At 39.9% G+C, this 17,390-nt stretch carries 20 protein-coding genes and 1 pseudogene; 14 read left to right on the forward strand and 7 right to left on the reverse strand.

The genetic code is table 11. The features are described 5' to 3' along the window. Window positions 1-121: 121 nt before the first annotated feature. The 3 genes from motB to pssA form a co-directional block, all read right to left on the reverse strand. Entirely contained in the window at window positions 122-871 is a 750-nt protein-coding gene (gene motB, locus ACXAEO_RS02900) for a flagellar motor protein MotB (protein ID WP_474877763.1), read from the reverse strand. Next, entirely contained in the window at window positions 864-1,655 is a 792-nt protein-coding gene (motA, locus tag ACXAEO_RS02905; protein ID WP_474877765.1) for a flagellar motor stator protein MotA, read from the reverse strand. Before motA ends, motB begins: the two co-directional genes overlap by 8 nt. Before the next feature lie 235 nt (window positions 1,656-1,890). Next, window positions 1,891-2,430 (reverse strand): CDP-diacylglycerol--serine O-phosphatidyltransferase, encoded by a 540-nt coding sequence (pssA, locus tag ACXAEO_RS02910; RefSeq protein WP_474877769.1) that lies wholly within the window; start codon window positions 2,428-2,430, stop codon window positions 1,891-1,893. Between the two features lie 112 nt (window positions 2,431-2,542). On the opposite strand from pssA, the gene ACXAEO_RS02915 reads away from it, so the two are divergent. Further along, the gene (locus ACXAEO_RS02915; protein WP_474877772.1) at window positions 2,543-3,322 is read left to right on the forward strand and encodes a phosphatidylserine decarboxylase; all 780 of its coding nucleotides are present in this window, start codon (window positions 2,543-2,545) and stop codon (window positions 3,320-3,322) included. Between the two features lie 12 nt (window positions 3,323-3,334). Here the strand turns inward: ACXAEO_RS02915 and ACXAEO_RS02920 are convergent, their stop codons facing one another. Next, the gene (locus ACXAEO_RS02920; protein WP_474877776.1) at window positions 3,335-3,475 is read right to left on the reverse strand and encodes a sporulation histidine kinase inhibitor Sda; all 141 of its coding nucleotides are present in this window, start codon (window positions 3,473-3,475) and stop codon (window positions 3,335-3,337) included. A 541-nt stretch (window positions 3,476-4,016) separates the two neighbouring features. On the opposite strand from ACXAEO_RS02920, the gene ACXAEO_RS02925 reads away from it, so the two are divergent. The 8 genes and pseudogenes from ACXAEO_RS02925 to ACXAEO_RS02960 all read left to right on the forward strand — a co-directional run bounded on the left by ACXAEO_RS02925 (window position 4,017) and on the right by ACXAEO_RS02960 (window position 9,206). Then, on the forward strand, window positions 4,017-4,532 hold the full coding sequence (locus ACXAEO_RS02925) for a YqeG family HAD IIIA-type phosphatase (protein ID WP_474877778.1): 516 nt from the start codon (window positions 4,017-4,019) through the stop codon (window positions 4,530-4,532). 4 nt (window positions 4,533-4,536) lie between these two features. After that, a complete protein-coding gene (yqeH, locus tag ACXAEO_RS02930; RefSeq protein WP_474877780.1) occupies window positions 4,537-5,643 on the forward strand; it encodes a ribosome biogenesis GTPase YqeH in 1,107 nt (368 codons plus the stop codon). 154 nt (window positions 5,644-5,797) lie between these two features. Further along, window positions 5,798-6,673 (forward strand): shikimate dehydrogenase, encoded by an 876-nt coding sequence (gene aroE / locus ACXAEO_RS02935; protein ID WP_474877782.1) that lies wholly within the window; start codon window positions 5,798-5,800, stop codon window positions 6,671-6,673. Next, on the forward strand, window positions 6,667-6,960 hold the full coding sequence (yhbY, locus tag ACXAEO_RS02940; protein ID WP_474877784.1) for a ribosome assembly RNA-binding protein YhbY: 294 nt from the start codon (window positions 6,667-6,669) through the stop codon (window positions 6,958-6,960). The genes aroE and yhbY overlap by 7 nt, the downstream gene beginning before the upstream one ends. Before the next feature lie 23 nt (window positions 6,961-6,983). Continuing rightward, window positions 6,984-7,553, forward strand: coding sequence for a nicotinate-nucleotide adenylyltransferase (locus ACXAEO_RS02945; protein ID WP_474877786.1), 570 nt, complete (start codon window positions 6,984-6,986; stop codon window positions 7,551-7,553). Continuing rightward, window positions 7,543-8,097 (forward strand): annotated as a pseudogene (gene yqeK, locus ACXAEO_RS02950) (bis(5'-nucleosyl)-tetraphosphatase (symmetrical) YqeK); the annotation flags it as partial. The gene ACXAEO_RS02945 and the pseudogene yqeK, both read left to right, overlap by 11 nt. 33 nt (window positions 8,098-8,130) lie before the next feature. Continuing rightward, a complete protein-coding gene (rsfS, locus tag ACXAEO_RS02955) occupies window positions 8,131-8,463 on the forward strand; it encodes a ribosome silencing factor (protein ID WP_474883928.1) in 333 nt (110 codons plus the stop codon). Further along, entirely contained in the window at window positions 8,460-9,206 is a 747-nt protein-coding gene (locus ACXAEO_RS02960) for a class I SAM-dependent DNA methyltransferase (protein WP_474877790.1), read from the forward strand. The genes rsfS and ACXAEO_RS02960 overlap by 4 nt, the downstream gene beginning before the upstream one ends. Window positions 9,207-9,307: 101 nt before the next feature. Here the strand turns inward: ACXAEO_RS02960 and comER are convergent, their stop codons facing one another. Then, entirely contained in the window at window positions 9,308-10,129 is an 822-nt protein-coding gene (gene comER, locus ACXAEO_RS02965) for a late competence protein ComER (RefSeq protein ID WP_474877792.1), read from the reverse strand. A gap of 216 nt (window positions 10,130-10,345) precedes the next feature. Here comER and ACXAEO_RS02970 point away from each other — a divergent pair, with 216 nt between their 5' ends. The 3 genes from ACXAEO_RS02970 to ACXAEO_RS02980 all read left to right on the forward strand — a co-directional run bounded on the left by ACXAEO_RS02970 (window position 10,346) and on the right by ACXAEO_RS02980 (window position 13,901). Continuing rightward, window positions 10,346-10,960 (forward strand): helix-hairpin-helix domain-containing protein, encoded by a 615-nt coding sequence (locus tag ACXAEO_RS02970; RefSeq protein WP_474877795.1) that lies wholly within the window; start codon window positions 10,346-10,348, stop codon window positions 10,958-10,960. A gap of 140 nt (window positions 10,961-11,100) precedes the next feature. Next, the gene (locus tag ACXAEO_RS02975; RefSeq protein ID WP_474877797.1) at window positions 11,101-11,532 is read left to right on the forward strand and encodes a deoxycytidylate deaminase; all 432 of its coding nucleotides are present in this window, start codon (window positions 11,101-11,103) and stop codon (window positions 11,530-11,532) included. A 62-nt stretch (window positions 11,533-11,594) separates the two neighbouring features. Next, entirely contained in the window at window positions 11,595-13,901 is a 2,307-nt protein-coding gene (locus ACXAEO_RS02980) for a DNA internalization-related competence protein ComEC/Rec2 (RefSeq protein ID WP_474877799.1), read from the forward strand. A gap of 83 nt (window positions 13,902-13,984) precedes the next feature. On the opposite strand, the gene ACXAEO_RS02985 is transcribed toward ACXAEO_RS02980, so the two are convergent. After that, the gene (locus tag ACXAEO_RS02985) at window positions 13,985-14,119 is read right to left on the reverse strand and encodes a YqzM family protein (protein WP_474877801.1); all 135 of its coding nucleotides are present in this window, start codon (window positions 14,117-14,119) and stop codon (window positions 13,985-13,987) included. Window positions 14,120-14,388: 269 nt separating this feature from the next. Between ACXAEO_RS02985 and holA the strand changes: the two genes are divergently transcribed. Next, a complete protein-coding gene (holA, locus tag ACXAEO_RS02990) occupies window positions 14,389-15,465 on the forward strand; it encodes a DNA polymerase III subunit delta (protein ID WP_474877803.1) in 1,077 nt (358 codons plus the stop codon). 62 nt (window positions 15,466-15,527) lie between these two features. Here holA and rpsT read toward each other — a convergent pair whose 3' ends face one another. Next, window positions 15,528-15,794, reverse strand: a complete 267-nt coding sequence (gene rpsT, locus ACXAEO_RS02995; protein WP_474877807.1) for a 30S ribosomal protein S20 — start codon at window positions 15,792-15,794, stop codon at window positions 15,528-15,530. Between the two features lie 456 nt (window positions 15,795-16,250). Between rpsT and gpr the strand changes: the two genes are divergently transcribed. Next, a complete protein-coding gene (gene gpr / locus ACXAEO_RS03000) occupies window positions 16,251-17,378 on the forward strand; it encodes a GPR endopeptidase (protein WP_474877809.1) in 1,128 nt (375 codons plus the stop codon). The last annotated feature ends 12 nt before the right edge of the window (window positions 17,379-17,390 follow it).

Raw genomic sequence — 17,390 nt, forward strand, 5'->3', positions numbered from 1 at the left:
CCTTAACCCATACTTTATTCATATGTTTTGTTTTGCTTGGCCGTGTCTGTACAACAAAAAAAGACCTGCTTTCACAGGTCTTTCAATGTGCTCCCGGTCATTTATAGGCTAAATATTACGGTTATTGCGCGGTTCCTTCGTCTGGAACAATTAAAATTTCTACGCGACGATTTTTTAGTCTGCCTTCTGCCGTGGAGTTATCTGCAATCGGTTGGTACTCTCCATATCCTTTGGCGCTAAAAAGTGCCGGATTCAAGTTTTTATTTTCTAACAGTACTTTTGTAAAATTGACGGCGCGCATCGCACTTAAATCCCAATTGGAATCAAAATAACGGTTTCGAATGGGAACGTTATCTGTATGGCCGCTAACAATCACCTTTTTAGGAGTGTCCATAACGAGCAGTTGCGAAATTTCTTTAGCAAGCTGTCGGTCGTTCGGACGAACTTCGGCAATTCCTGAATCGAACAGGACGTTATCTAAAATGGTAATGAGAAGACCTTCATCGGTTAAACTTGTCTTGAGTTTTCCGGTTAGGTCGCGACTTGTAATATATTCATTTACTTTTTGCTGAATTTCTTGTAAATATTTTTTCTCCGCATGTGCTGCTTCTTGCTGTTCCTCTTCTTTACTTAAGGTAACAGAGCTATTTTCCGGAGGGATGGCACTCGGATAGTCAAACACTCCAGTTCCGCCGTCAAATGATGAATTCAGTGCGCGAGACATTTCTTTAAACTTGACAGCATCAATACTGCTCATGGAAAACAAAACGATGAATAAAGCTAACAGCAGTGTCAGTAAGTCCGCATAAGGAATGAGCCATGATTCATCAACATGTTCTTCGTGATGACTATGCTGTTTCTTTTTACTCATTAGTTTTTTCACCTTCACTAAAGAATTTTTCACGCTCATTTACAGGTAAATAGGAAGCTAATTTACGTTCGATTACATTTGGAGCTTGACCTTCGACGATCGATAGTACACCTTCAATCATTAAATAACGAACTTTTGCTTCGTATTTTGATTTTCTCTTTAATTTGTTTGCAAATGGATGCCATAAAACGTAACCACTGAAAATCCCAAATAGTGTGGCAACGAAAGCGGCTGAAATGGCATGACCTAGAGCATCCATATTACTCATATCCGACAGGGCTGCAATAAGACCGACAACGGCTCCTAATACCCCGAGAGTAGGAGCGTATGTACCGGCCTGTGTGAAAATAGAAGCACCGATTTGATGGCGTTCTTCCATCACTGTCGTTTCTTCCGTCATGACATCGCGAATAAATTCCTGTGTTTGGCCGTCGACGGCTAAACTTAAGCCATTCTTCAAAAAAGGATCTTCAATATCATTTATTTTACTTTCGAGAGCGAGCAACCCTTCTCTTCTTGCTACTGTTGCTAAATCAACAAATAGCGGAATTAGCTCTTCAATTTTTGGAGTTTTATCTTCTTTGAATAAAATTCCAAAAAGCTTCGGAACGTTTTTAATATCCCGCGATGGAAAAGCGATGGTTACTGCCCCTGCAGTACCAATGAAAATGATGAGCAATGCAGGAATGTTTAATAAAGCGGCGGGGCTAACCCCTTTTAGTACCATTCCGACAAATACGCCGATAAGAGCTAAAAGAATTCCAAATAAAGAAGTTTTGTCCATATAATCACCCTGTAGTACATATTTTGATAGTTCTGCCTCTACCATTTTATCGACATATTTCGCTTAATCTTTATGCTCTCCGTATAACTTTTTAAGACTTCCATTAATTTTGACAATATTATGGCTGGTTGCAATGAGTAGGTTCTCTGTTTTGATTGTCATATTTCGTGCTTTCTATTGCCATCAAAATTATTTCTGTTAAAATATAAAAAGCTCATGGTTTCCCATGAGCTTTTTATATTTTTTTCAACTTGAACGTGCTAACCATTAAAAAGGCTAGAAAAATGATTAAAAACATGAAAAACTGTTCCGGGAAATAAGGAATGCCTAAATAGCTTAATGTGAGGATACAGCCGGCAGCTGTAATAGGCAAACCGGTAAAATAGCCGTTGTTCTCTGAAATATTAAATCGTGCTAATCTTAGTGCACCGCAAGCAATATACAAAATGGTAAATAATGCTCCTGGTGCTCCGTATTCAATTAGGATGCCCTCATAGAGAAGTAAGGCTGGAGCGATACCAAATGATATAATGTCACACATGGAATCGAGCTGTTTGCCTAATTCTGATTCAATGTTTAACCTTCTCGCTGTCATCCCATCAAAGCGATCGGCTAAAGCCGCTAAAAAGATTAATAAAACGCTCAATTTAAGGTTGTCTTTTAGTACAAAAAGAATTGCGAAAGCCCCTAGACTTAGATTTAATAAAGTTAACGCATTTGCTGCCTGTGCTTTAATCTTTTTGACTGTATGGTCTAAGTATTCTAATAAAAACATTCTCTTCACTCCTTTGCAGAGAATGGGATGCACCTATTTTCAGACGTATACTTATTGTAGACGTAAAGCCTAAGTTAGTAAAGGGCTATTAAATAATTGGAGGTCAACTTTCTTGTTTGAACGCATTTATCAAATTTTTATTGAGTTAACGAACCATGCCCTCTTTTCGAGATGGCTGCAAAAGTTTTCAACGTCCCGTGCAAGTTCATCGCTAATATCATCATATGCTCGTGTCTATAAAATTAATCAAGCAGAAATGATAAATCCCCTTTCCTCGTATAAAACGCTGCATGAACTGTTTACGAGGGAATTAAAAGAAGGCGTCCGTCCAATTGAACAGACGCCGGGTGGAGTCGTGAGCCCGGTAGATGCGGTCGTTGAAGATTATGGCTTTGTTCAACCGACAAAACAGATTGAAGTTAAAGGGAAAATGTACTCCATTCAGGAAATGGTGAGCGACGATGAGCGACTTGAAAAGTACATTGAAGGCCAATTTATGATTCTATACTTGAGTCCGAGCGATTATCATCGTATTCATAGTCCAGTAAACGGAAAAATTACAAACATGTGGACTTTAGGGAAATCATCATATCCGGTTAACAAATGGGGATTGAAATATGGCAAAGATCCGCTCGTTAAAAATTATCGGAAACTAACTGAAATCCAGCATAGCAATGGACATGTATTGATGGTGAAGGTCGGTGCCATGTATGTCAACAGTATTGAAAGAACGCATGATGGTGATACCGTTACAAAGGGCGCAGAGATGGCATATTTTACGTTTGGTTCTACGGTTGTTCTGCTATTTGAAAAAGATACGTTTACAGTTGAATCAAGTATTAAAAGAGGTCACGCTGTTCAGGTTGGTCAGCTTATCGGTTTATGCCGATAAGCAAAGACCAATTTAAGAAGATAACTTTACTTTTAAGCTTAGAGATCTTCTTTTCATTTCTTGTTCAATTAATTCAATAAACTCAGGGCTTAGCTGCAACTCGGTAGCTTTTAAATAAGATTCAATTAGGAGCTTGTCAGATAGTTTTTGCATACATTTGCCTTTTAAAGGTAGGTAAAAATACAGGTCGAAATAGCGGGGAGTCTCTATTTTACCTTTTTTATCTACATTTAGTAAAAGGCCTTCACCTCCGATATTTTTTATGGTTCATAAATAGGTGTTCTATTAGTATCCGAAAAATCATAAGATGGATAGTTGGTAACCATAATCTACCATGAAATGAAAAATGGAACAACCGTTCTCTTATCCACAATGAGTAGTGGATAATTTGTGGGTAATTTGTTTATAATTACCATTAATTGTTGAAAGTCGCTTGGTAAAATGTGTATAAAGTTATCCACAGCAGGGCGCAGCGAGGAGCTTGTCGAAATATTTGCATTAAACGTCAAAAAACTACTCTTTTTTCAGAGGTTGGACGTTTTTCCTTTGTTTGTGAAGAAATACAGGTCGTTTTAACAAGTTTTTTGTTGGAAAATGAAGAACTAGCGTTATAATTGTTTATTGTGTATTTATTCCGCCTGTGACTATATTAAAGGCGGAGGAACGCTATTTTATTAATAGAGGTGTGACATACGTGTTAAAACTTTTTTTGCCAAATGAACATGTAAAAAGCATTTTTCATATTACGCCGCAAATGTTAAAGGAAAGAGGAGTAAAAGGGATCATCACGGACCTTGACAACACTTTAGTCGAATGGGACCGTCCAAATGCAACTCCTCAGCTAATGGAATGGTTTAAAGACATGCAAGAACACGGCATTCAAGTAACAATTGTTTCGAATAACGTGGAGAAAAGAGTTAAGCTGTTTTCAGACCCTTTAGGGATTCCCTTTATCTTTCAAGCAAGAAAGCCGATGGGGCAAGCGTTTCGAAAAGCACTGAGCTTGATGAAGGTCCAAAATGACGAAATTGTCGTGATTGGTGATCAGCTTTTAACAGACGTTCTTGGTGGAAACCGTCTTGGTCTTTATACCATTTTAGTCGTACCTGTTGCGCAAACAGACGGCTTTTTCACCCGATTCAATCGCAAAATGGAGCGTCACATTTTAAATTGGATGAAGAAAAAAGGCATGATAAATTGGGAGGAGTAAATTCGTGAGTGAACAAATACTGCAATGCGTAGGGTGCGGAGTGGCTCTGCAAACGGAAAAGCCAAATGAGCTTGGGTATACTCCGCCATCAGCATTAGAAAAAGAAGTGATTATTTGTCAACGTTGTTTTCGTTTAAAGCATTATAATGAAATTCAAGATGTTTCGTTAACGGACGATGATTTCTTGAAAATTTTGAATGGAATTGGACAATCCGATGCACTGGTTGTGAAAATTGTCGATATTTTTGACTTTAATGGGAGCTGGCTCCCTGGGTTGCACCGCTTCGTTGGAAACAACAATGTCATTTTAGTTGGAAATAAAGTGGACTTGCTTCCGAAGTCTGTGAAGCAAAACCGATTAATTAACTGGATGAAAAAAGAAGCGAAAGAACTTGGATTAAAGCCGATGGATGTCCATTTAATTAGTGCAGCTAAAGGACAAGGTATTAAAGAGCTGGCAGCAGCTATTGAGGCTTACCGCTTCGGTAAAGATGTATACATTGTAGGATGTACGAACGTAGGAAAATCAACGTTTATCAATACGTTAATTAAAGAATTCAGCGGGGAGCAGGATGTCGTGACCACTTCTCAATATCCTGGAACGACGCTTGATTTAATTGGAATACCACTTGATGGAGACGCTGTTTTGTATGATACGCCAGGTATTATTAACCATCATCAAATGGCACACTTTGTAGATAAGCGCGATTTAAAAATTATTTCGCCGAAAAAAGAGATTAAGCCGAAAGTGTACCAATTAAATGAAGAACAAACGTTATTTTTCGGTGGATTGGCACGTCTTGACTATGTGAGTGGAGGAAGAAGAAGTTTAACTTGTTATCTTTCCAATGATTTAATGATTCACCGTACAAAGATGGAAAAAGCAGACGAACTGTATCGTAATCATGCAGGAGAGTTGTTGCAACCTCCAAGACGAGAGCAAATGGATGAGTTTCCGGAGCTAGAGGCCCATCAATTTGTCATTAAAGAAGCGAAAACTGATATTGTGTTTTCAGGACTTGGTTGGGTAACCGTTAACGAGCCTGGAGCAAAGGTTATTGCCTATGCACCAAAAGGGGTCGGCGTCTTTTTAAGAGCTTCTCTTATTTAAAGACGTTGCGCACAAGTTGCGGATTTTTATATCGTTGAAGAATATCGTCACAGTTGAAAGAGGGAGAAGAGTCAAACGGGGAAGCAATCGTTAAAAATCCCTCTTTCTCTGTGTGGACAATAGAAAAAAGACATTCCATGAGGGGGAGCGGTTGGTGAAAAAGCTGTATGGAGTTATTGGGTATCCGATTGGACATTCTATGTCGCCGATTATGCATAATGATGCTTTCAAGCGTTTAAAACTGGAAGGGTATTATCATGCGTTTGAAATCTCTCCTGATCAGTTCCAGACGGCGATCGATGGATTAAAGGCGCTAAAAGTTGAGGGGTTCAACGTTACCATTCCTTATAAGATCAAAATAATGGAACATTTGGATGAAATCGATCCGTTGGCGCAGCAGATTGGTGCCGTCAATACCGTTGTCAATGAAAATGGGCGTTTAATTGGATATAATACAGATGGAGAAGGGTATGTTACATCGCTGCTTCACGCCCTTCAAGGAAAAGAACTAGAAACGTGCAAAGTGTTAATCATTGGGGCTGGAGGAGCGGCAAAGGCAATTTATTTTACGTTATTAGCTCATCAACAAGCTCCTGAGCGGGTTGATATTTGTAATCGAACCGTTGCTAAAGCCGAGCAATTAATGCTGGATAATGCAGCGTCTACTGCATCGGCAGCTTTGTCCATTGAAGAAGCACAAGAAGCGATTGCTACGTACGATGTTATCATCAACACTACTTCTGTAGGCATGTATCCACATATAGACGAATCTCCATTGCGACTTCATGGAATGAAAGAAGGAGCGCTCGTTAGCGACATTATTTACAATCCTCTTGAAACAAAGTTGTTGAAGGATGCTGCTAGTAATGGGGGCATTGTTCATAACGGAATCGGGATGTTTGTCATGCAAGGGGCACTCGCTTTTGAAAAATGGACAGCCGTCCGCCCAGACATCGAGGCTATGGAAGAAATCGTATTAAAACAACTGAGAAATAAAACAAAAGAGCAAACTGGAGGAAAACAATGTTAACTGGTAAACAAAAACGTTTTTTACGCGCAAAGGCTCATCATCTTACACCTATTTTCCAAGTAGGAAAAGGCGGTGTGAATGAAAACATGGTGAAGCAAATTGCGGACGCGCTTGAGGTTCGTGAACTGATTAAAGTGAGCATTTTGCAAAACTGTGATGAAGACCGTGATACAATTGCGGCAGAGTTGACAAAAGGGGCTAAGGCTAAGCTTGTACAAGTTATTGGCAATACCATTATCTTATACAAGGAGTCAAAAGAGAACAAACAGATTGTTCTTCCTCGCTAATTTATAAAAGGAGGCAGAAATTCTTGAAGAAAGTCGGTATTTTGGGCGGTACATTTAATCCGCCACATATAGGGCACCTCATTATGGCCAATGAAGTAAAAGATGCTTTACTGCTTGACGAGATTTGGTTTATGCCTGTGTATGTGCCTCCACATAAAGAAAATGATGAGACAACAAATCCGCTTCATCGCTTAAAAATGATTGAGAAGGCGATAGAAGGTCAGCCTTCCTTTCGTGTTCAAGCCATTGAATATGAAAGGAAAGGCACCTCCTATACATATGACACGATGATGCTTTTACGGGAACAATATCCAAAGATAGCTTTTTATTTTATTATTGGAGCCGATATGATTGAAAGTCTAGCCCAGTGGCACCGCATTGAAGAACTGCTGAATTTGGTTCAGTTTGTCGGTGTGAACCGCCCGGGCTACCATACACAGTCTCCATATCCAATTTTACAAGTAGAGGCTCCGGCGGTTGATTTATCTTCTTCCATCATTCGAAAGAAAATAAAGGAAGAAAAAACGATCCGCTATTTAGTTCCTGATAATGTGAAAACCTATATAGAGGAGAATCGTTTATATGAATCGTGAGAAAGCGCTAGCCATTGTGAAAGAACAGTTGACTGACCACCGGTATATTCATACTGTCGGTGTCATGGAAACAGCCGTCGAACTGGCCAAGCAATACGGAGCGGATGAGAAAAAAGCGGAATTAGCAGCCATCTTTCATGATTACGCGAAGTTTCGCTCAAAGGAAGAAATGAAGAAAATTATTCAGGAACAACGTATGCCGTCGAATCTTCTCACACATAATACTGAATTATGGCACGCCCCTGTTGGAGCATATTTAGTGGAAAAAGAAGTGGGCATCACAGATTCAGAGGTGTTAAATGCAATTCGCTACCATACATCGGGACGACCTCGCATGACACTTTTAGAGAAAATTGTCTATGTAGCAGACTATATCGAACCAGGAAGGGCTTTTCCAGGGGTAGAAGAGGTTCGGGACTTGGCAAAGCAAGATTTAGATAAAGCCCTACTTCAAACGTTAACGAACACGATATCATTTTTATTGAAAAAAAATCGAGCCGTTTATCCGGACACAATTTTTACATACAACAGCTTAGTTGCAGGAGGTAAACAAATGGAAGAACGTAAATTATTATCAATGGCCGTTCAGGCAGCAGATGACAAAAGAGCAGATGATATGATTGTATTAAATATGAAAGGGATCTCATTAATTGCGGATTATTTCGTCATTTGCCACGGGAATTCAGATAAGCAGGTGCAAGCAATTGCTCGTGAAATTAAAGAGCGTGCAAATGAGAACAACGTTGACGTGAAACGATTGGAAGGCTTTGATGAAGCACGCTGGATATTAGTAGACCTTGGGGATGTTATTGCCCACGTTTTCCATAAGGATGAGCGTTCGTACTATAATCTTGAAAGACTATGGGGAGATGCGCCTGAAGTGAATATTGAAGAAGTGCTTCATTCATGAGTTATGGCCAATTTGCCTATGTATATGATCAATTAATGCAAGATGTTCCGTATGATCAATGGGCAGCCTATATTCAAAACGAGCTTCATCGAGCTGGGATTAACCAACCTGACATACTGGATGTAGCCTGCGGAACGGGGCAAATTGCGGTTCGTTTAGCGCAAAAAGGATACGAAGTGACTGGAATCGATTTATCTGATGATATGTTGATGATTGCTCGTGAAAAAGCGGAGCAAGCAGGTTTGTCTATTCCTTTATTCCAGCAAAATATGACAGAGCTTGAGTTAGGAAAGACGTTTGATTGCGTCGGCATTTTTTGTGACTCGTTAAATTATTTACAGTCTGCTGAAGAAGTGCAACAAACTTTTTCAGCTGTTTTTCAGCATTTAAAACAAGGTGGACTGTTTTTATTTGATGTTCACTCTCTTTATAAAATGGATGAAGTGTTTGCAGAAGAAACATTTGCCTACACAGGAGAAGATGTATCGTATATTTGGGAATGTTTTTCCGGAGAACAAGAGCATGCTGTCGAACATGAATTAACGTTTTTTGTCCAAGATGAAACAGGTCGATATGAACGGTTTGAAGAATCGCATCGACAGCGGACATTTCCGGCTGAGACGTATAAACAATGGCTTCGGGCAGCGGGGTTTGAGGAGATACGCATAACGGCTGATTTTTCCAGTGAACACCCCTCAACTACGAGCGAACGATTATTTTTTTCAGCTGTAAAACGCACATAATGTGAGAAAACCGCCTGATTTTTTTCAGGCGGTTTTTCATGTAAAAAAAGAAAAGGTAGCAGGAAAATCGTCGATGCATGTCAAAAATGTAAAATGGTCATTCACGTATCAAATTGATGATGAATCTGCTCAAGATCCTCGTAATATTTGGCGTGTGTTTGCTGAAATACATGCTCAAATAATGGTCCCACTTCCGCTTCAAGCACTTTAATGCCCTCACCGGTCACTCCGCCTTTGACACATACTTTTTCTTGTAAAGTAGGCAGTGTGAAAACCCCATTCTCCAGTAGTTTTCCCATTCCGATAATCATTTGGCTCGCAAGATTTGTTGCGGTTTCTTTTGAAATGTTCGTTTCTTTCTCTGCTGCTTCAATAAATTGCTGCAGCAAAAAACTGAAGAAGGCCGGTCCGCAGCTGACAATGTCTGAAGCGATTCGCGTAATTGAATGATCAATGATAACAGGATGAGAGACAGCGGAAAACATCTCATGTAAGACTTTTTGATATGCTTGGCTGCAACGTTCTCCGTACGTAAAGAGTGAAACACCAGATAAAGCCCGGTTCGTAATGCTCGGTATGATGCGTGCAGCCTGGCATTGACAGGCACGTTCCAGTTGCTCAACGGAAATAGGGCTTGTAATGGACACGATACATTGGTGTGGTTGCAAATCATGCTGCAATTGTATTAAAAGGGGGTGAATATCTAATGGCTTGACACAAATAAAGATAATATTTGAATGTTGCACCACTTCTTTCGCTGATTCCACAACCTTGATTAAGGGATGCTGTGCTTTTATGGCATATGCTTTTTCACTCGTACGATTAGTAATGGTCACTTGCTGAGCTTCTACTGCTTTTGAGTCAAGTAGTGCCTCAATTAATATTCTCCCCATATTTCCCGTTCCGATAAATCCTATATTCATTGTTTCATCCCCTCCTTTACGAAGTGACATTTCTTCCAGTGGTTCATCATTTTTCACTGAAAGATAATGAGGTAAATAAGTGTTTTCTGTCCGTTTCCGTCTATGTTCAGAGGGGAATCCCGGACAGGTGTAAAAGATAAAGGAAAGTTCTCTCCTACACAATATGAAAAAAGTGATAGGTTTATGAATACAAGTTGCCTGAAAGGAAGATGCATGGTGACCATATCTAAAACAACTATCAGTGTGATTGCGGCAAGTTTAGTGGCTGTGTTTTTGTTAGCTCTTTCCATTACCCGGCCCTCACCAGTTGAAACGGCTACAACAGCGGGGGAATGGGATCAAATGCTTGAGACGGAAGAAGAAGAGCCGCTTGAACCATCGCTATCTGAACGTGAAGAGCATGAAGTGATGGTAGATGTAAAAGGAGCTGTGAAGCAACCTGGAGTATACGTAATGAAACTAGGTGACCGGGTCACAGATGCCATTCAATTGGCAGGGGGATTTCATGACGATGCTGACCAAACACAAGTGAATTTAGCTGCTAAGGTGAAAGATGAACTTGTGATTTACGTTCCGAAGGAGGGAGAACTGCCATCAACACCGTTTGTTGCTGCTATAGAGCAGTCGGACGAAGGTGCTCTTGTTAATATTAATACAGCATCAAATGAGGAACTTCAAACGCTGCAAGGCATTGGACCTGCTAAGGCAGAAGCCATCATTGCTTATCGTGAAGAACAAGGGGGATTTCAAAAAAAAGAAGATTTATTAAATGTATCAGGAATTGGGGAGAAGTCATTTGAAAAAATTAAAGAGCATATCACCATTCAGTAAAAAGAAGGCAAAAGAGAAGCGTATTGACGGCATTTACCGAAAAGGACTACACTTAAGAAAAGCGAAGAGTGGCAGAGGGTGCGTACTGAATTTAAGCTCCAATGTCATATTTCATAACTTTCATAAGGGGGAGAAAGAACGTGACTAGAAAAAGCTGGGATGAGTATTTTTTGGAAATTGCAGAAGTGGCAGCGACACGTTCGACTTGTCAACGACTTCATGTAGGATGTGTCATTGTGAAAGATCGTCATATTGTATCAACAGGCTATAATGGTTCCATTCATGGACATGAACATTGCTATGAGGCGGGGTGCTTGAAAGACCACAACGGTCGATGTATTCGTTGTCTTCATGCCGAAGAGAACGCGGTACTTCATGCTGATAGACATTTGCTCAAAGGAGCGACTGCTTATATTACACATGAATCATGCGAAAAATGCTCCAAAACGTTAGCACAATCAGGCATTACAAGAATTGTGTATCGAAACGCCTATCCAAACGAATGGAACCAATATTTTCTAAAAGATATTGAAGTTGTTCATCTGCCCCATCCTGAAAAGAAACCTGTATAAAAGATAAAGGGGGAGAATCAATCAGCTGTTTCGGTGAATCGTGGAGGTGTTTGCATATGTGAATGATAAAAGAATTGAAAGGGCACTGGGTGTATGTAGCGCTATTGGTTGCGTTAGCATTCGTAGGATGGACTGTGAGAGAGCCTGTGTTATGGCTATTATCGATTGCTTATATCATGTGGCTGTTCCTTCATCTACCCCGCCCAGTCCTCTATATAGGTATGGCTTTTACGGTTGTTCTATGTGTCCACTATCTACTGCTTGAAAAGCATAATCAAACCTCGCTTTCAACTTCTCAACGCTTCTTTGATGGACGTATCACCTCTATCCCCGATTTCAATGGGCAAACGCTATCGTTTGCATTTCAGCTTTCAGAAGAAGAGGTTGCAGCGGTATATACGATTCCTACTATGGAACAAAAAAATCTGCTTCAATCGTTAAAACCAGGATTTGTGTGTAGGGTGGAAGGGGAGCTTGTAAAACCGGAGTCAGCGAGAAATGAAGGTGCCTTTAACTATAAGCGCTACTTATATCATCAACAAATTCATTGGATTTTGCAGATTTCTCATCTTTCCATTGAAGCATGCACAGATAATGTGACGATAAGAGATTTGTTTCCGAGGTGGCGGGACAAAGGGATTCGTTTCATTGAAGAACATGTCCCGCAGCCTGCAAATGGAATGATGCAGGCACTTATTTACGGTGAGCGAAAATATATTAGTGAAGAAACGCTCCGGCATTACCAAGAGGGAGGAATCATTCACTTATTAGCGATATCGGGCTTGCATGTCGGCTTTTTAACAGGTGCCGTTTTTTACTTATTGATTCGATTGGGTGTGACTCGAGAAAAGGCTATGATAGTATTGTTGTTCACCCTTCCGTTCTATGGACTTATAGCAGGCGCTGCGCCTTCAGTTATTCGAGCTGTTCTTATGACCGAATTGATGTTGACTGTGTTGCTTTTTAAAAGAGTACTTACTCCTCAAGATGCTGTCAGTGTCACTTTTCTTCTCATGGCGGGATTCAACCCTTATTATATGTACCATGTTGGCTTTCAACTTTCGTTTGCCGTTACATTTTCTCTCGTCATGTCAGCACGTCTTATTGAAAACCGTGCATGTTCGTTCGGATCTCAGCTACTGGTAGCAAGCATTGTCTCCCAATTAAGTTCATTGCCCCTTATTTTATACCACTTTCATAAAATCTCCATGTTAAGTCTTCCGCTCAATCTTTTGTTCATCCCTCTTTTTTCTATTATTGTCCTGCCTATTTGCGTATGTATTTTATGCTGTATGGTGATCGTTCCGTCGGTGGCAGATATACTCGTGTTTTTGCTTAACATACTGCTTAATATAAGCAACAATATCGTAGCGTTAACGGTTTCCATCCCCTATACGCAGCTCATTTTTGGGCGTCCCTCTCTTTGGGGAATAATAAGTCTAATTGTCGCCGTATTGTGGTTGTTTCACACAGGAGAACAAGGAGGGAAGCAGTGGAAATGGTCGTGCGTTAGCTTCTTTTTGCTTATGATCTTTCAATATTATCAATTTCACCTCAACCCGGAAGGTCGCATCACGATAATTGATGTTGGACAAGGAGACAGCATCCTCATCGAACTCCCTTATCGTAAAGGTGTGTATTTAGTGGATACAGGGGGCTCGTTTTCATTTGAAAAAGAAGCATGGCAAAAAAAACGTTCGTCGTTTGAGGTAGGAGAAGATATTCTCCTTCCATTTTTGCATGAACGAGGGATTCGCCAAATTGATAAGCTGTTAATTACACATGGTGACTATGATCATGCAGGGGCTGGCTTGTCACTTTTGAATAATGTAAAGGTAAAAGAGCTTGTAATTGGCAAAAAGACTTCATTGAATGAATTAGAAAGAAAGTTGGTGAAGCAAGCGTTAGCAAATGGTATTTCCGTTGTACAAGTATCAACAGGAGCTCAATGGCAGAAGGGGGATTTCTCCTTTCACATCTTATCGCCTAATGGAAAGGAACGATCAACAAATGAACAATCCATCGTCCTTTATGCGACGCTAGGAGGTGCTTCATGGTTGTTTACGGGTGATTTGGAACTAGAAGGAGAAAAACGACTTGTCGAAAAGTTCCCGCATCTGCCTGTTGATGTGTTGAAGGTAGGTCATCATGGGAGCAACACATCAACATCGTCTTTACTGTTAGATCATATTAAACCGAAAGTGGCCATTATTTCTGTGGGAAAGCGCAACCGATATCAGCATCCGCACATGTCAGTTATACAAGAGCTGGAGTCGAGAGGGATTACCGTTTTTCGTACAGACCAAAATGGAGCCATTCATTATAGTTTTTGGCAAAACAAAGGAACGTTCTACCGGCAAATCCCATAACATATAGCAAAGAGAAAGCTGTTGAAAGTCTTTTTCAACAGCTCTCTTCCTACTAGCGGTAGGTCATGATATTGTGTCGAACATCAAGATGCGACAAGTTGTACGATAGTTGCGATAATAAACATTGTTGCGAAAAATCCGAATGAAACGATGAAACCAACACCTGAATCAACGGCGTCGTTTCGTGTGCTTTGGACGTTTTTTTCAAACTGATTCACGGCTACCCCTCCTATTTCATCATTTTTAGTATAAGGCAAAAATATGAAAAAATCCATATGCAAGAAACCGTTTTCCTCTGTTGACAAGAGTTGTCACAAATAGTTCAATCCCCGCTGTCCATAATAATTAGAAAGGGACAATCATTGACAAAAAAGTATCCCGGGACTTACTTTGTCAGTGTTTATCATAGATTAGGGAATTGCTTTTCGTGTGCAATTCCCTTTGATTATGAAGATGAAACGGACAACTTGTAAAAAAGGCGTAATCTATGTACGATAGTAAAGAAGATCAAGAACGAATGGGAGAGGCAACGATTTTGGGACTACATAGTTGGAAAAAAATAAAAAAAAATCAACTGGCGCCAGTGTATTTATTATATGGTACTAACACCTTTTTGTTGAATGAGACACGAAAAAAAATTATTGATGCGGCCTTAAGCAAAGAGGAACAAAGCTTTAATTTATCCCTTTACGATATGGAGGAGACTCCTGTAGAGCAAGCGGTAGAAGATGCTGAAACTTTGCCGTTTTTCGGGGATCGGCGTGTCATTATTCTTAACAATGCGGTTTTTTTGACCGCTGAAAAATCGAAGCAGAAAGTAGAACATAATCTTGATAAATTACAGAGTTATTTAGATGCGCCCTCTCCATTTGCAGTACTCGTTATTCTCGTACCGTATCCAAAGCTTGATGAACGGAAAAAAATTACTAAGCACCTAAAAAAACAAGCTGAATGCATCGAAGCGAATGAATTGGCAGAGCAGGACATCAAAACATGGATGGAGAACGAGCTCAAAGAAGCATCTGTCACGATGGGAGATGGTGCTAAGCAGTTGCTGTTGCAATTGACGGGTCTCAATTTAACGGTTGTGTTAAATGAACTGCAAAAACTAATTTTGTATGTAGGAGAAGGAGAAGTCATTACAGAAGAAGCCGTCGAACTTCTCGTTGCAAGATCGCTGGAGCAAAATGTATTTTCTCTTGTCGAGGCGGTCGTCAAGCAAGATTCGTTAAAAGCGATGTCTCTATACCGCGATTTATTGCAAAACAACGAAGAACCAATTAAAATTTTATCTTTATTGGTCGCACAGTTTCGGTTGATTTATCACTCCAAGCTATTAAGCAGTCAAGGATATGGGCAACAGCAAATTGCTCAATCGTTGAAGGTGCATCCATTTCGGATTAAGCTTGCGGCTCAGCAAAGTAAATTGTTTAGTGAAGAACGTCTTCAAAGCATTATGAAACAGCTTGCACAAGCGGATTATGAAATGAAAATGGGAAAAATGGATAAATCGCTTATTTTGGAACTATTTTTCTTAAGTTCTGTAACATCGTCAAGGGAATAAAATCTTTTGGTGATACAGCATAATAAAAAAACGCTTCTCCATGAAGGAGAAGCGTTTTTTTATTATGCTGATAATCCGTTAACTTGTTTAGCTAAACGAGATTTTTGACGAGCAGCAACGTTTTTGTGGATAAGACCTTTACGAGCAGCTTTGTCTAATTTTTCAGAAGCTACAGCGAAAGCAGCTTTTGCGTTCTCGATATCGTTGTTAGCTACTAATGCTTCTACCTTTTTGATAGCAGTACGCATTGTAGATTTAACTTGAGCGTTTTGTGCACGACGAGCGTCGCTAGTTTTTACGCGTTTAATCGCAGATTTAATATTTGGCATTTATTTCACCTCCCGAAATAATTGAAAATCGAGATTATGTTAAACTCGACATTTTTTACAGTTAGAACACATGATATTCTATCAAACCAACAAAAAGAATGCAATAGAATATCGAGATGATTTTTATACAAACATCTCTTAATGATGAGATGAATGAACAAATACTGAATCGGTGAAAATACAAGCACATATGAATAAGCTAGTTTTGTTATAAAATGGCGACTTTTCATTAGCCTAATCTCGTCGATTTTTTGAACAGTTGCTGCTCATTAATCGGATGGCTATATACAAATAAGAAACCAATGAGAATTTGAAAGTTGTTTCTCTGCCCTTGATTATTGTACGGGGAAACTAAAAAAATAGCTACTCCATAAATATAGTAAATTTTTCTATGCAAGCAAAGGGAAATTTTAGTACACATTAAGGATAGTACATATTAGGACGGGAGGAAGGATTATGAGTCATAACCTGGATTTGAGTCAATACAGCGTTCGTACAGATTTGGCAGTAGAAGCCCATGAAATGGTGGTAGAGGAAAGAGAAAAAAGTGAGAAAAGCAAGGCGCAGACACGTGGACAGATTGAAGGAGTAATCATCAAAGAAAGAGAAGTAGACGGAATTAAAGTAACATCCGTAGAAATTACAGAGCAGGGTGCTGAAGCTATTAGCAAGAAAAAAGGGAGATATTTAACACTTGAAGCGCAAGGAATTCGTCAACAAGACACCGAAGCACAACAAACGATGGAAGAAGTACTAGCAAAAGAGCTCCATCATTTTATTCGGCAGCTAGGTATTCCTGATCAAGCAAGCTGCCTTGTTGTTGGATTGGGGAATTGGAATGTCACCCCTGATGCGCTCGGACCAATGGCAGTTGAAAATTTATTGATTACGAGACATTTATTTGAACTGGATCCACAGGATGTAGCAGACGGTTTTCGACCGGTCAGTGCCATTGCTCCAGGTGTTATGGGATTAACTGGAATTGAAACGAGTGATATTATTTTTGGCGTTGTACAAAAAACAAAACCCGATTTTGTCATTGCAATTGATGCGCTTGCAGCGAGATCCATTGAGCGTGTGAATGCTACCATCCAAGTCTCGGATACAGGAATTCATCCAGGATCAGGAGTTGGCAATAAGAGAAAGGAAATTAGCTATGAAACATTAGGGATACCGGTCATTGCTCTTGGCATCCCGACGGTAGTCGATGCGGTTTCTATCACGAGTGATACGATTGACTTTATTTTAAAACATTTTGGACGCGAGATGAGAGAACAAGGGAAGCCGTCTAAAGCTCTCGTACCGTCAAGTATGACCTTTGGAGAAAAAAAGACGCTGACTGATGAAGACTTGCCGGAAGAAGAGCAACGTCAAACGTACCTTGGACTTGTTGGGATGTTGCCTGATGAGGAAAAACGAAGACTTATTTATGAAGTACTTTCTCCTTTAGGGCATAATTTAATGGTAACTCCAAAAGAGGTTGATATGTTTATTGAAGATATGGCAAATGTCGTAGCAAGTGGTTTGAATGCCGCCCTGCATCATGAAATCGATCAAGGAAATGTAGGAGCTTATACTCATTAAATGGTGTAGAAA

The organism is Bacillus sp. ABA4_010 (genome assembly GCF_056159105.1).

Excerpts from the sequence above, each read along its gene's own strand:
- ACXAEO_RS02920 (WP_474877776.1), bottom strand. The coding sequence starts at position 3,475 with ATGCAAAAACTATCTGACAAGCTCCTAATTGAATCTTATTTAAAAGCT.
- gpr (WP_474877809.1), top strand. The coding sequence starts at position 16,251 with ATGAGTCATAACCTGGATTTGAGTCAATACAGCGTTCGTACAGATTTG.
- rpsT (WP_474877807.1), bottom strand. The coding sequence starts at position 15,794 with ATGCCAAATATTAAATCTGCGATTAAACGCGTAAAAACTAGCGACGCT.
- comER (WP_474877792.1), bottom strand. The coding sequence starts at position 10,129 with ATGAATATAGGATTTATCGGAACGGGAAATATGGGGAGAATATTAATT.
- ACXAEO_RS02960 (WP_474877790.1), top strand. The coding sequence starts at position 8,460 with ATGAGTTATGGCCAATTTGCCTATGTATATGATCAATTAATGCAAGAT.
- motB (WP_474877763.1), bottom strand. The coding sequence starts at position 871 with ATGAGTAAAAAGAAACAGCATAGTCATCACGAAGAACATGTTGATGAA.
- rsfS (WP_474883928.1), top strand. The coding sequence starts at position 8,131 with ATGGCCGTTCAGGCAGCAGATGACAAAAGAGCAGATGATATGATTGTA.
- ACXAEO_RS02980 (WP_474877799.1), top strand. The coding sequence starts at position 11,595 with ATGATAAAAGAATTGAAAGGGCACTGGGTGTATGTAGCGCTATTGGTT.
- motA (WP_474877765.1), bottom strand. The coding sequence starts at position 1,655 with ATGGACAAAACTTCTTTATTTGGAATTCTTTTAGCTCTTATCGGCGTA.
- pssA (WP_474877769.1), bottom strand. The coding sequence starts at position 2,430 with ATGTTTTTATTAGAATACTTAGACCATACAGTCAAAAAGATTAAAGCA.
- yhbY (WP_474877784.1), top strand. The coding sequence starts at position 6,667 with ATGTTAACTGGTAAACAAAAACGTTTTTTACGCGCAAAGGCTCATCAT.
- holA (WP_474877803.1), top strand. The coding sequence starts at position 14,389 with ATGTACGATAGTAAAGAAGATCAAGAACGAATGGGAGAGGCAACGATT.